Annotated in this window: 13 protein-coding genes; 6 read left to right on the top strand and 7 right to left on the bottom strand. The window is 52.5% G+C overall.

Annotated features, from left to right (window positions below):
- Positions 1-49 precede the first annotated feature (49 nt).
- Positions 50-445: a hypothetical protein gene (locus LJF34_RS23480; RefSeq protein ID WP_231188304.1), complete on the bottom strand. Its 396-nt coding sequence runs from the start codon at positions 443-445 to the stop codon at positions 50-52.
- 121 nt (positions 446-566) lie between these two features.
- Here LJF34_RS23480 and LJF34_RS23475 point away from each other — a divergent pair, with 121 nt between their 5' ends.
- Positions 567-791 carry a DUF4177 domain-containing protein gene (locus LJF34_RS23475; RefSeq protein ID WP_231188303.1) on the top strand — a complete coding sequence of 75 codons (225 nt, stop codon included), beginning with the start codon at positions 567-569 and terminating at the stop codon, positions 789-791.
- Positions 788-1,807 (top strand): hypothetical protein, encoded by a 1,020-nt coding sequence (locus tag LJF34_RS23470; RefSeq protein ID WP_231188301.1) that lies wholly within the window; start codon positions 788-790, stop codon positions 1,805-1,807. Before LJF34_RS23475 ends, LJF34_RS23470 begins: the two co-directional genes overlap by 4 nt.
- 434 nt (positions 1,808-2,241) lie before the next feature.
- Here the strand turns inward: LJF34_RS23470 and LJF34_RS23465 are convergent, their stop codons facing one another.
- Both LJF34_RS23465 and LJF34_RS23460 read right to left on the bottom strand, forming a co-directional pair.
- Entirely contained in the window at positions 2,242-2,970 is a 729-nt protein-coding gene (locus LJF34_RS23465) for a helix-turn-helix domain-containing protein (protein ID WP_231188300.1), read from the bottom strand.
- Between the two features lie 195 nt (positions 2,971-3,165).
- Positions 3,166-3,843 (bottom strand): bacterio-opsin activator domain-containing protein, encoded by a 678-nt coding sequence (locus LJF34_RS23460; protein WP_231188299.1) that lies wholly within the window; start codon positions 3,841-3,843, stop codon positions 3,166-3,168.
- A gap of 286 nt (positions 3,844-4,129) precedes the next feature.
- On the opposite strand from LJF34_RS23460, the gene LJF34_RS23455 reads away from it, so the two are divergent.
- Positions 4,130-4,531, top strand: coding sequence for an SWIM zinc finger family protein (locus LJF34_RS23455; RefSeq protein ID WP_231188298.1), 402 nt, complete (start codon positions 4,130-4,132; stop codon positions 4,529-4,531).
- Positions 4,532-4,878: 347 nt separating this feature from the next.
- Here the strand turns inward: LJF34_RS23455 and LJF34_RS23450 are convergent, their stop codons facing one another.
- Positions 4,879-5,598 (bottom strand): DUF2270 domain-containing protein, encoded by a 720-nt coding sequence (locus LJF34_RS23450; RefSeq protein ID WP_231188297.1) that lies wholly within the window; start codon positions 5,596-5,598, stop codon positions 4,879-4,881.
- A gap of 327 nt (positions 5,599-5,925) precedes the next feature.
- Between LJF34_RS23450 and LJF34_RS23445 the strand changes: the two genes are divergently transcribed.
- Both LJF34_RS23445 and LJF34_RS23440 read left to right on the top strand, forming a co-directional pair.
- Positions 5,926-6,282 (top strand): hypothetical protein, encoded by a 357-nt coding sequence (locus LJF34_RS23445; protein ID WP_231188296.1) that lies wholly within the window; start codon positions 5,926-5,928, stop codon positions 6,280-6,282.
- A 21-nt stretch (positions 6,283-6,303) separates the two neighbouring features.
- Entirely contained in the window at positions 6,304-6,633 is a 330-nt protein-coding gene (locus tag LJF34_RS23440) for a hypothetical protein (protein WP_231188295.1), read from the top strand.
- Positions 6,634-7,491: 858 nt separating this feature from the next.
- On the opposite strand, the gene LJF34_RS23435 is transcribed toward LJF34_RS23440, so the two are convergent.
- A complete protein-coding gene (locus LJF34_RS23435) occupies positions 7,492-7,734 on the bottom strand; it encodes a hypothetical protein (RefSeq protein ID WP_231188294.1) in 243 nt (80 codons plus the stop codon).
- A gap of 628 nt (positions 7,735-8,362) precedes the next feature.
- Here LJF34_RS23435 and LJF34_RS23430 point away from each other — a divergent pair.
- Positions 8,363-8,725, top strand: coding sequence for a hypothetical protein (locus tag LJF34_RS23430; RefSeq protein WP_231188293.1), 363 nt, complete (start codon positions 8,363-8,365; stop codon positions 8,723-8,725).
- A gap of 288 nt (positions 8,726-9,013) precedes the next feature.
- Here the strand turns inward: LJF34_RS23430 and LJF34_RS23425 are convergent, their stop codons facing one another.
- Complete coding sequence (locus LJF34_RS23425) at positions 9,014-9,454, bottom strand: hypothetical protein (protein ID WP_231188292.1); 441 nt, start codon at positions 9,452-9,454, stop codon at positions 9,014-9,016.
- 63 nt (positions 9,455-9,517) lie between these two features.
- Entirely contained in the window at positions 9,518-10,222 is a 705-nt protein-coding gene (locus LJF34_RS23420) for a thermonuclease family protein (RefSeq protein ID WP_231188291.1), read from the bottom strand.
- Positions 10,223-12,163 lie beyond the last annotated feature (1,941 nt).

The raw sequence follows: 12,163 nt of genomic DNA, 5'->3' as shown, positions 1-12,163 counted from the left end.
TAACCTAAAGATCACCACGCAAAGAAACACTACGGGGAAGTATAGGTGCTTAAATCACTGAATCTCCGGTGATCGTTGCGTTTTGCGTTTCGACAACCGTTCCATTGACTGTATTGACTGCAACAACTGTCACCGTACCAGTTGTCGGGAGCATTAGTGTGACAGTCGTCTCGCCACTTTCAACAGGAGTCTTATAGACTGCTTTGCCTGTCGCATCAATCACGTTCAGTTGCGTCACCCCTTCGCTGGTCGTTGCTTCATTAGTGAGCATAACCCGTGTATCGACTTTCCCTACTGCAACTGTATCAGTCGTAGATGTACTCTTGAAGACGGTGGAATCAGCAGTATCAAGAGTTACAGTTGGATCAAGCGACAGACAGCCGCTCGTCATCGAGAGTATCACCATCAGTATTGTGACCACTGAAATATGGAATCGTTGATTCATTATATCTATGATATGTTGCTGTATGCTTAGTCCTCACGACCACTCAATTTGACAATAAAACCTCGTTTTCATATTTAGATCATCATTCTTAGGCCTGTTGAGTGCGATAGTAGCCATGTAAATGAGCCAAACGCAAATAACTCACTGGGAGTATAAGACACTCAGACCACCGCGTGGTGAAACCAAAAAAGAAGCCGAAGACCCACAAAAAGAATTGAATGCCTATGGGAAAGACGGCTGGGAACTGAGCGAAACGATCGAATACACGGGTGGCGGCACCAAGTATCTCGTCTTTAAACGTCCAGTTGCAGCTGATACCGGTACTGGTGAGGACGCAGAATCATGAGCGATGAGAGTTCTGACATCAGTACGGCCAATACAATGCGCGAGCGAGCAGGCGAGAGTCGGCTCAAAATCTGGCTATTACTCGCCGCAAACCGCCTCCACGTCACTGCTGTCTTGGCGTTTGCAGTCTTGATCGTCTTTGTCATTGCGGTGACCATCCTTTCGCCACCCTTGCAACAACAACTCCAATCAGGTGACACGATTGAAACGATGTTCTCGACGATGATTGGGGCTATAATCACCGGCGTGACGCTCGTCGTGACCATCGGTCAACTCGTCATCTCCCAGGAAAACGGCCCGCTCGGCGAGCAACGCGAACGCATGGAGAATTCGATGGACTTCCGTGATTATGCCGAGGAACTGATCGGTTCGCCGAGTCCTGCAGATCCGTCGGCATTCCTCCGAGAACTGATCAATGTGGCCGAGCAGCGAGCCGTCGCCCTTCAAGAGGGTCTGTCCGAAAATGACAATGATCAACTTCAAGAGGAAGTTGACGAGTTCACCGACAGTTTCACTGGAAATTCGGAAGTTGTTCGCGATCAGCTTGATGGCGCCAAATTTGGTACGTTCGACGTGCTTTTTGCCGCACTCAATTTCAATTACTCATGGAAAATTTTCCAAGTCGAACGACTCATGAATAACTATGACGAGAGTCTCACCGAGGAAGAGACCACGCTCTTAATTGATCTGAAAACGGCACTGAGCCTATTCGGTCCCGCTCGTGAGCATATTAAGACACTCTACTTTGAATGGGCACTCGTCAGTCTCTCACAAATGATCCTGTATGCAGCGATCCCAGCACTTGTCGTCGCTGGCATCATGCTCACGATTGTCGATGCAACTACGTTTCCAGGGAGCACGCTCGGTGTAACAAATATGGCCTGGACGATCGGGGTTGCATTTACCATAACGCTCGTCCCGTTTCTGCTCTTTACATCGTATGTCTTGCGGGTCGTCACAGTTGCGAAGCGAACGCTCGCCATTGAACCATTGATCTTGCGTGATTCACAACGATAAATCAGGTCTTCGTAACCATCATGAGGTGTAACTGTATTTAGCCAATTAGAATAGCAGAGGGCGAGTTATACGCTTTAGGTTGTTGGTGAATTTCTCGATATATAATATAGTATATGAATAAACGAACCATGGAAAATCACGTCGGATTCTACCCTCAGTCTACCTAACAAGCACGAAGATACTGTCGGAAATAATCTGATATTATTTTGCGTAGGGAGCACTGTCTAGATAAGGACGAGCAGGTTGAAGAGTTAGTGATTCATGCTACTCTCAACCTGCTCATTCCTCAAGCTGGCTCAACTAGACAGTGCCGACGATAGGCATCGTTCATTCGATGGACGGATCTGTATGCTACTTCCCAATACTGTGGATCTCAGGTTACTGTTCGTGCCGATAGGATTGGCATTTTCGATGTGACAAACACAGCCACTACCTCAGTCGCCATGTGGTTCTGTACTCGGCGCCGACCTTTTGTCAGACGTGGTGTCTGCTGGTTCTGGCGATTCCGACGTCCCGGCACTTCCGCCAAACACATGCGTGACGAGAGCGCCGTGCCCGCGCCGAAGCCGCTCGGACAGCGCTTGGTGACTAATCCCGAATTCCTTGGCGAGGTCTTCTGCGGTAGCCTCGCGAGGCACTGTATAATAGCCACGCTCAGCAGCGAGCTGAAGCGTCTCTTGTTGCGGATCTGTTACCCCTACGCGACTGCCACTGTGATTAGTAAACTCATGAATATTCTCAATGCCAAAGTCAATACCCTGCTCTTCGCAATAGGCATTGGTGCGGGTGGCTGCATCCCGGTCGGCAAACAACAGCCGCAGGTGCCACGTGTCGTCGTAGCCCGTTGCGCTCATCACCGTTCCTTTTTCATCGACAAGAATCCGAATCAGATGGCTAATGCGATCCACCCATGTGAGCTGATACAGACAGTCAGTCTCAAAATCAGCGATGCGCTCAAACTCAGCAACGCTCTCATCAGCCCTAAACGCCGTTTCAAGCCTGATGAGATCGGATGAGTCAATCCAAATGAACGGCATCAGGGTATCGCGATTCATGGCGACCATCTGCTCGACCTCAAACGTCAGTGTCTCAAATTCAGTGAGTGTGTGTTCGAGTGCAAACTGTTCGCTCGGGATGGTTACTTCAACGATTGTTCCGGTCATCACTTGAAGAGGGTGTCCTGTACTGGTAGTGCGGTATCCTCGTGGAGTGCACAGAGGTGTTGGTTCTTTGAGCCGTTAGTCATAGTGGGAAAAAGAAACTCCAAAACGAAGAATCTATGGGGAGTATATACGCCCTCTCCATCCGATGTTGGCCTGTGCACTCTCTACCCGGAGTAGGACCGACTAAGCACAATGCTATTCTTCTTGTATCGAACCATCCTCTGGATGGCCCACCGTCAACACATTGGTGATTAGGTTCTGATGGGCCCGGCGTAACAACTTTGAGCATGATTGTTGGGAAATACCAATCTTATCTGCTATTGCGTCCATTGATACCGCGCGTGGAACCTCGAAATACCCATTGTTTAACGCGGTAACCAGCGCATTCCGCTGTTTTGGGGAGAGATCATACTGGCCACCACCCATCGGCTCCGAGGGATGATACAATCGGGTCAATTCATATGGAATCTCATGTTCTGTGCAGTATTCTTGGAAACCACTCACGAGGTGTTCATTGTCGAAGCGCATCTGAAGCTCCCACCCTTCTATCTGTCCAGTCGCTTCAAGAATTGACGCTCCGACTTCAAGATAGGCGTAGACGATACTCTCGATGTTCTGTGTCCACTCGGCCCGATAGAGTGTGCCATTCTCATAGTCATCAAGTTTCGTAATATTCTGGGTTGATGGATCGTCTTTGACAGCCGTTTCAAACGTACCGTAGTCACCGCCGCGGATCCAGAAGTAGGGCATCACTCGGTCATTGCCACGAGCGACAACACGCTCGATTTCGATGGTCATCTCAGGAGTTTGTTCAAGTGTCTCCGAAAGCGCGAGTGTGTCACTCGGTACCGTAAATTCAGCAATGACACTCATAGCAACGCAAAGTTCTGGGAAGGGATAAGAGCATGGGCACAGCAGGTCAGGCGCCAAAGATGCTCCCGTTTTCGCGTGAGGTGTCCATGTCTGCTTAGTGCGACATGGAGCAGTGAGACAAATGGATTCCAAGCAATCCACTCTTCATAGACAAGTGAATCAAGTATACTGTCCCCTGAATCCACACGCAGAAGTAATATCGGCCGGAAAGGTGCCCTCGGGCGTGTAGAAACGCGCCGGGTGCTAGAACACCCGGCACCGGTCTTCCAAATCTGAGCGAAAGACCATGAGTACAAACCGATCCGCAGCCCTTGAAGCTGACGAGACGGCACAGAACCGCGCACAGGCCGAACAATTCGCCTTCGACGTCGATGTCCCCGGACTCATCAACGTCACCAACGAGAGCCACGAGAATCCTGCTGAGCATCACTACGTGGTCACGCTGGACGACGTGACCGGCGACGCGATGGCATGCACCTGCCCGCATCACGTTCACCGAAGCGCGTTCTGTAAGCACATGGTTGGCGTAGAAACCACAACTGATGATGGCACCCTGACGGCGTTCCTGCCGGAGGACAACGAGACGGACGAAGACGACACTGAATCGGTAGAGTGCAAGTGTGGCGGCCTGAATGGCTTCCCGCGCTGGCCATGCGTGCGAACGGGTCGGAAGGAACTACCGAACTAGTCCCACTCACTCTGATTGCTCGTCACTAGATCTGATCCAAAGTCACTGAAGAGAGAATATCTGCAGGACATCCTTGTTATGGGTATGCTGGCGGAATACATAGAATACCTGTGCGCAAAATATCGGATAGTGATGCTGTGAAAAGATCTGTAGTCCACCTGGGTTGAGCACCGTGCTTTCATTCGCTAGCGAAGTCGAGGAGGTTTACTTTCATTACATCCCAACTTTATTGGCTTTACTCTACAAATATCACAGGGTATCCTGCCGCCATCTTGCTATTCAACAAAGCAGAGTAGACTTAGACCGCACTGATCGTCTTGAGCGGCCCGTTCTTTAAGCTAGAGTGATTATTGATCAGATTCTTTCCACTCGCCGTATTCGACTTTGTCGAATTCGCCTTTTGCCTTCCGCTCGCGTGGCCAGAATGTAATTGCAACTAAAATGATGTATGACAGGCCTACAACCCCGAGTACAATGAGTCCTGGTATCTTTCCTATCGCGGCTGTTTTGAATAATGATTGGGAGGAGAAAGCCGTGAGTTTGAATAGCCAAGCGGCGAGCATGAGCACGAAAAACGGAAGATAGATCCGACGGAGTCGTCGTGCAAGTGCTTCCAAATAGGGCGTCTTGATCGTCGGATTTCGATAATCATCACTGAGTTCACGCCGCCAGGCGGGGTGCTCAACGCCTTGTGAGGGATCGAGTGTATTTGCAAAGAGGTTCTCCTGGAGCATCCGTGCTCGCGACCGATATACGTCATAGGCCTGATAGCGCCGGGCTTCGATTCCTAAGAATACAGCGATCACCACCATCCCAGTGAGGAGAATCACGTGCTTGCCCTCGGTTGAGAAAGCATAGATGAGGATCGCCGAGATAATCGTTACTGCCCAGTTGATTGTCTCATCCAGTCGCTGGCGCCATGTCGTGACTACACTCATCTCTCCGCGATAGAAGTGCGCCATGACCGATCCGAGACCCGTACTCTTCGAAACCATCTCGCGACCGATTTCGCGTTCTTCGCGCGCCTCTGGATCAAATTCATCCCAATCTCTATCATTGTCTCCCATGGCTATTGGGAAGTTCACCACGCATTCGTAAAATCACACTGTTTGTATCCCGTATTGTTGATGTATGATCCCCGACGAAATCAAACAGACCATCGTTTTCTAGCTACGCGACAGACAAATTATAACAAGTTCGTTGCGACTGATTCCGGTTCGAATGGATCTACGTCAAGAACATCGTTAGTATAGGTCAGGGGATCGTTGGCCATCGTATCATATAGATGTTCGGTACTGATAAAAACTCACTACACAGAATACCGAATATCGATGGAGGACGTGCCCTAACCAGCGAGCGACCCCTATCAACTGGGCGACGACGTACAGGTCTACGTGTCCGAGACTGATCCCGACAGTGAGCACCATGGGAAAGAAGCCACAGAAACGCGCGCACAGGCCGAACAGTTCTCCTACAATGTTGATGTCCCCGGACAGGTCGACGTGACCAACGACCTGATGGCCTGCACGTGCCCGCATCACGTCCACCGAAACGCGTTCTGCAAGCATATGGCCGCCGTCGAAAACGCAACCGATGACAGGACGCTCAACGCATTCCCATCGGACGACGGACATCTCGGTGGCCCGTCCACCGGCTACGACACGTACGGCAACGTCGATCACACCTACTGGACGTGTGAGAACTGTGGTGCGGAAGCCACCCGGAAGGGCGCTCTCACCGACTGCTGCTAACCCACTCACTTTTTTCTATTTATGTCACGCCAAACAACGCTGGCCGATGTAGCCGCCCAGCGAACGCTGACCGAGTGTGCGGATACGCCCGACGAGGACGGCAACCAACCAACAACCGAGCGCGACCTGCTTGACCGAGCGCAAGCACACGCGGCGGATGTCGCCGCTGAGCATTTCCCCGATTTGCCGATTGAGGCGATTGCGTGGGACGTGTCGCACCGCGCGAAACGGCAGGCAGGAGTGACGAAGTACGACCTCGACACGGACGTGATTACGATCACGCTCAGCTGGGACGCTTACGACACGCGCACGGCTGGGAGCAATTTAGTTCGACGGTGCGCCATGAGTTGATTCACGCTTAGCAGTACCACGAGTTCGGGGAAGCGAACCACGGTGAGACGTTCACCCGCTGGACGGATATGCTCGACACCTCACAGCACTACGAGCGGTTCAAGGTTCCGAACAGGTGGGTAATCTGCACCGAATGCGGCGGACAACTCGCGCGCTATCAACGCTCGAAAGTTGTGAAACGCCCCGAGAAGTACAGTTGTGGCGACTGCAGCGGGTCACTCCAAATTGAGGTGGCTGACGATCAATGACCGGCGAACACTGCTATCATTGTTGCTCTTGCTTTGAAGTCGGAATAGATTTCCAAGGTTAGTATTGTATACTAACCGCAGCAATTCCTCTTTCTGCTTTTGACCCACCCGCGAGACCTGATTCTATCACTTATGGTTCGACACGAATTCTACGATCGGACGTGACTTCGACCGAATACCCACAGTACCGAAATACAACCGATTCCCGATCACTCGGCGGATCAAGAACCCGAACGAGCTCGTTAATATCGACTACTGCACTCAGTGTTCCAAGCTGATCAGGCTGACACTCCTCTAATGTAGCCACTGCTTGCTTTACACTCATAGTCGGTTGTTGGGATGGATCTGCATATGTTTCCATATCTTTTCTACGCTGCCTAGTGGTAACTACCCCCAAGATTTTCACGCCAAGTCATCGTCTCAGTGACTTCTGAAGGGAAGCACATGGTGTTCAGCAAACCTGTGTGATTGTGAGCTAACGCCGCTTTTAACCGGAGTGAGCACTGATGGGATACTCCGAACCAGCACACACTGTGCATTCACTGCTGTAAACGGCAGTGGTATTCCACCGGTGGCGTATTTCACGCGATTAGAACCCAGGTTGCGCGCATCACAGAGTCTCACTCGCCCACATATCATGACCGATCACACCACGAGCGATACGTCCAACCAGCACCGAGAACACGCCGACCAAACAACGCATCAATTTACCTTCGATCCCAAAACAGACTCGGTCAGCCGAACACTCGTCAGCGCCATCGCCACGCTGAATAACGCCGACCCAAGCGAATTGGCGATTCTGTCTGACTTTGTTGACCCAGAAGCTCTTGATAGACTCTTTGAGCCCCGCCATGACGGGACTCTCCGGGACACCAATAGGCGAGTACAATTTAGGTACGAAGACTACATTGTTCGTGTCCAGACTGACGGTACCATCATCCTTTCACATTCAACCGAATCCAGCGGTAACTGACGATGATGGCTGATGGCTCATGGTACACTTGAGTTGTCGGTTATGTCTCAGTGGCACTATTTTGGCTTGTAATATTCCGCCACGTTCCAAGACGGCTGATTGATCCTATAACCGACGTGGAACGGACGGCGGCGGCGAGATTGACTTTCCGAATTTACCCGATTTGAAGCAGTTGACTGTCTGTGAGCAGTATATTTGGCAGTGAAATAATTCCAGTTTTCTCCGCTAAACGTGTCGGTGTTCATGGCACAGAGCTCGTCTTTGGCTCACTAGGATCCGTCTCGCGCTGTGGTGCACTCTCAAACGGAAAGTTCCTCATCCGTAGTAACAACCACCACCCTTTTCTGTCCACGCTGTGTTAATGTTTAACACAGCCATCTCTGAAGGTGTGTTCATCTCCCACGAACGGAGGGAGTGCTGAACACAGGTCGTTGTGTCACTAGGACACGGTTCATTCGCGTAGCGGGGACGCGGAACATAACATCATCATGCGTTCCGCCACCCAATCATGACTAACTCATCAAACGTCAGCGATGACACTACTGCCCAGCTCGATCAGATATTCGATATCCTCGCCCATGACCACCGTCGCCACGCTCTCTCGTATCTTATCGCGAGGGACGATGGTGTAGCGTCTATCACCGAACTCTTGGAGTGCGTGGGAGAGAGTGCTCGCGACGGAGTCACTGGCGACACCGACTCCGAACCGACGAAGAACCTGCAGCTGAGCTTGACACACATCCATCTCCCGAAGATGGATGCCGCTGGCATCATTGACTACGATACCCGAAGTGAAACCGCCCGCTATCACGGTACGCGGTGTCTTGAACAGTATCTTGACCTCGCCGAGGAACTCGAAGCGCGGACCTGATGCCCTCTGTGAGACTATTATGCCGACGAGACAACACCGCTATCATCGCAGGGTGTACCAGCTGTGGAATCTCAGTCCTTACGATCTATCTTGAGGATCATGTCTGTCAGGAATGTTGCGAAGATTGACACGGTTGGTTACCGAAATCTCCGCTTTGTTGGTAGCACCCGGCATTTCCCACCAGTAGTCCGTCACTCAATATCAGGTGTGTCCACACCCGCTTAGTGCAACATGAGGCAGTGGCACTAAAATCGGTTAACTAAAAGAACAAAATCGGAACGATCGGAGCTAGAACATGGTATCTGGCAGGGAAATCGACCGCCGATCAAGCACGCGCGTCAGGAAGAATAGTGCGCCTCCAGCAACAGCCAATGCAATTCCGAACCCAGCGACAAGTGGTGTGAGCGTGGTTGGATCATACGTCGTTTCAAAGGCGTAGATGTCTCCCTGATAACGAACAGCGTTATTGGCGAACGTCTCCAGGGTTGCTCCCTCGAGGGGAGCTGCGTGTCCTGATTTCACCCGGTCAAAGACAGCTTTCTCTGCCGGTGTGAGACCAGTATAGGATACCGTAGACTCTGTGGTCGATGCACTCACGTGGTCGACTTGAATCATGTAATCGCCGTTGATTTCACCAGAGATCGCAACACCGGTGATACCGAGTCCGAGGACAAATAGGCCGATTGCGCTTACGTATACCGCAGGACGTAACCATGACTGGAGGTGCATAGTGGTCCAGAAATTGTACCCAAAGGATAAATATTTTATTCCAACAATATCCGCCTGACTTAGTTAGGCTGTTGTCGTCGTGTTCTTCCACAGGCCATAGCCGCCTTGCTTGGCCTCCTGTTGCTTTCGCTCAAACTCCGCTCGCTTGCTGAACTCGCCGTCTGCCACTCGCGCATAGCCTGACCGGAGCAACTGGGTGTTATACAGCCACTCTCCCGTATAGACGTACATTTGTGGGTGGCCGTCACTGCTGGTTCCTACCTGTGGATCTGTGACGAGCGTGACGGTACTGTACTCTAGTTGTGCTTTGGTGGTTTGGAGCGCTCGCGTGTGGTACAGACCGTCCTTTGGGACGCGCACACCGATCAGATCAACCGTCTGGGTCTTGCCGTTGCGTTCAATTTTGATGGTTGTCGGATCGACGATTTTCGTCACCCGCGCTTCGAAGCGCTGGCCCCCGCTCGGTGCGTCGATTCGTGCGGTGGTCTGTGTCGGTACTGTCGTTGTTTGGCTTGCTGTACTGGGTTGCGTCGTTGTTGCTGTGCTGGTCGTTGCTGTGGTCGTGCTGGCTGTTGTGGTCGGGGTGGTCGTTGTCTTGGATGTCGTCGGGGACAGCGTGCTGGTTGCCGTCTGTGTCGGCTCTGTGTTGGTTGGTGCCGCAGTGGTTGTGGTTGGGCCGTCGCTACTACCGCCGAATCCAAGGCCGCCGAGACAGCCCGCGAGGACAACGAGTAGGACAAGGCCAAGAATGGGGAGGGTGCGATGCATACTGGTGGTCGTCTCTGTGTTTAGTTCAATATTGGGGACGAAGAATAATGTGCGACACGATAGGTCTGGCTACACGCTCGTGGAGTAATATGACCCCTGAACAGCCGTTTTAAACCTAGAGAAAAGCTGCAAGAGCAATAGCACCGAGAAACAGGATTCCAAGCGCGCCAAAGAGTTGCATAAGTCGCCGATACGGTGCTGGCCGCTCCGAAGAATCACCGGTCGCTGTACCAATTGCCCAAACAAGACAACCTAGACAGACAGCTGTGACACCGCCAACGAAGGCAACAGCACCCCAACTTTGCCAGTTAATCCCGCTTGTCCAAATTGTAGAAAGCGACCAGATAGCCCACGCTCCAACAAACAGCCCAAGTGGAGTCTGGGGTGATCGGTATTGGAGGTTTATCATTAGCCAACAATAGATAGTCAGGAAAAATAAATATTCCTACTATTGTCGAGAGATAATATGGCCCCAGTTCGGCCGAATGACCGCTTTCTGCTAACGCGGGTGGGACAGTCAGGCTCTTGTAGCCGGTGGACAGTCAGATTGCTCGGAGAGAGGACACCACATTTCCGGAGTAATTTGGCCGTCTTCAGTGGTCCTCGTCCCTCTCTGGCCCATCGTACGTCGCTCCGGGTGACAGTCCCTCGTGGACCGTGCTGGGCTGACAGTCTGGTGCTGCTCGAGCTCAGAGAATTCAGTGTCTCGCCCGGAGGACAGTCGGCCCTGCTGTGCGTGATGATTTGTACTTGGTGTGTCGCGCCGTCGACGCCGCAGCTAGCTAGAGGCTCGGCGTACTGGTCGCCAGATTTGACAGTCCCCTTTGTCGGTGGCCGGCGGACAGGACAGTCTGTCGCTGGTGGACAGTCCCACGTGCTGACGGTGCTGCCCGCTGTCGTCGCTTCTCCTCGTGTGGTGCGCTCACTGAAACTGTGGTGTGTCGTCCACGTTGGCACCCCACTGGTGCGCTGAAGCTGGCACCCAGATTATGCCGTCATATCGGCACCCAGATGAAGCGTGCTGGTGATGGCACCCGGCCATTACTCTGGCTGTGAGTAGAGATGTGGCGCTCGTCGGCACCCCCTCTGTTCGGGTGCAGAGGTGGCACCCCCACACCAGACGCACAGCGTTCTGTCGGGCCTGTCCGGCCAGAAGTGGACTGTCCGGCCTTGTCACGCCCAGTGACTGTCCTGCATGGTCGTGCTACGTTCTTTCTCGTGGTCATCACTCTGTCTCTGGGGTGCTACTGTTCGCGATGTTTTGCAAGAATTCTGGTGTGGTTGCACTCTCACTGTCGGCTGTCTCGTCGCTCTCCGTACTGTTCAGGCCGTGACTCACTGCTTCTCGCCTGCCGCGGTTGCTACGGTCTTCGGGCTGTCCTGGACGCCAGCGCTCTCGGTCCCTGTTCACCGCTGCTCCTCAGTTTGTCTCCGTCCTCCCCGTCGTCCTGTTTTCTGTTGGTCCACTCTGTTGCTTGCTCTGCTGGTCGCGCTGCTGGACTGTCCCTGTCTCGTTTCTCTGTTTTCTCTGGGTTCGGCATGGCCTGACTGTCCCACGTCCTCACTCTGTTCTTTTTCTCCTCGTGTTCTCGGGTGGACTGTCCCCTCTGTTCGCGCCCTGTTGATGGGCTGTTCGCTCGTCGGTTTCTCGCTTGTTCTGTGCCTGCTGGGGTGCCCCTGTTCACCTCATATCCTCCACCATCACTTTTGTGACAAATTGGGGGTGCCTCTTGTTGCTGTTACACTCGTCACTTTGCCTTTGGCGCCCACCTGAATTTCCCTCCTCTTCTCGGGGCGTACTCGCCCCGCGGTGTGTCGCGCACTCTCATTTACAGTTTCTGATAGAACTGTGGGGATACCCCCATGGCGTTATTTTTTGGCGTTTGTTTCCGCTTCATGCACAGCAGTCGGGAGTTGCTGATACACTTGGACCCAACCGTA

Origin of the sequence: Haladaptatus sp. DYF46 (genome assembly GCF_021083305.1) — an archaeon.
Lineage (GTDB): Archaea > Halobacteriota > Halobacteria > Halobacteriales > Haladaptataceae > Haladaptatus.
The sequence above is the reverse complement of the archived record's forward strand: the minus strand, read 5'-3'. Positions and strand labels throughout refer to the sequence as shown.

Bases quoted from the DNA above. Each gene is read 5' to 3' on its own strand.
- LJF34_RS23480 (WP_231188304.1), bottom strand. From the start codon at position 445: ATGAATCAACGATTCCATATTTCAGTGGTCACAATACTGATGGTGATA.
- LJF34_RS23475 (WP_231188303.1), top strand. From the start codon at position 567: ATGAGCCAAACGCAAATAACTCACTGGGAGTATAAGACACTCAGACCA.
- LJF34_RS23470 (WP_231188301.1), top strand. From the start codon at position 788: ATGAGCGATGAGAGTTCTGACATCAGTACGGCCAATACAATGCGCGAG.
- LJF34_RS23465 (WP_231188300.1), bottom strand. From the start codon at position 2,970: ATGACCGGAACAATCGTTGAAGTAACCATCCCGAGCGAACAGTTTGCA.
- LJF34_RS23460 (WP_231188299.1), bottom strand. From the start codon at position 3,843: ATGAGTGTCATTGCTGAATTTACGGTACCGAGTGACACACTCGCGCTT.
- LJF34_RS23455 (WP_231188298.1), top strand. From the start codon at position 4,130: ATGAGTACAAACCGATCCGCAGCCCTTGAAGCTGACGAGACGGCACAG.
- LJF34_RS23450 (WP_231188297.1), bottom strand. From the start codon at position 5,598: ATGGGAGACAATGATAGAGATTGGGATGAATTTGATCCAGAGGCGCGC.
- LJF34_RS23440 (WP_231188295.1), top strand. From the start codon at position 6,304: ATGTCACGCCAAACAACGCTGGCCGATGTAGCCGCCCAGCGAACGCTG.
- LJF34_RS23435 (WP_231188294.1), bottom strand. From the start codon at position 7,734: ATGGCGGGGCTCAAAGAGTCTATCAAGAGCTTCTGGGTCAACAAAGTC.
- LJF34_RS23430 (WP_231188293.1), top strand. From the start codon at position 8,363: ATGACTAACTCATCAAACGTCAGCGATGACACTACTGCCCAGCTCGAT.
- LJF34_RS23425 (WP_231188292.1), bottom strand. From the start codon at position 9,454: ATGCACCTCCAGTCATGGTTACGTCCTGCGGTATACGTAAGCGCAATC.
- LJF34_RS23420 (WP_231188291.1), bottom strand. From the start codon at position 10,222: ATGCATCGCACCCTCCCCATTCTTGGCCTTGTCCTACTCGTTGTCCTC.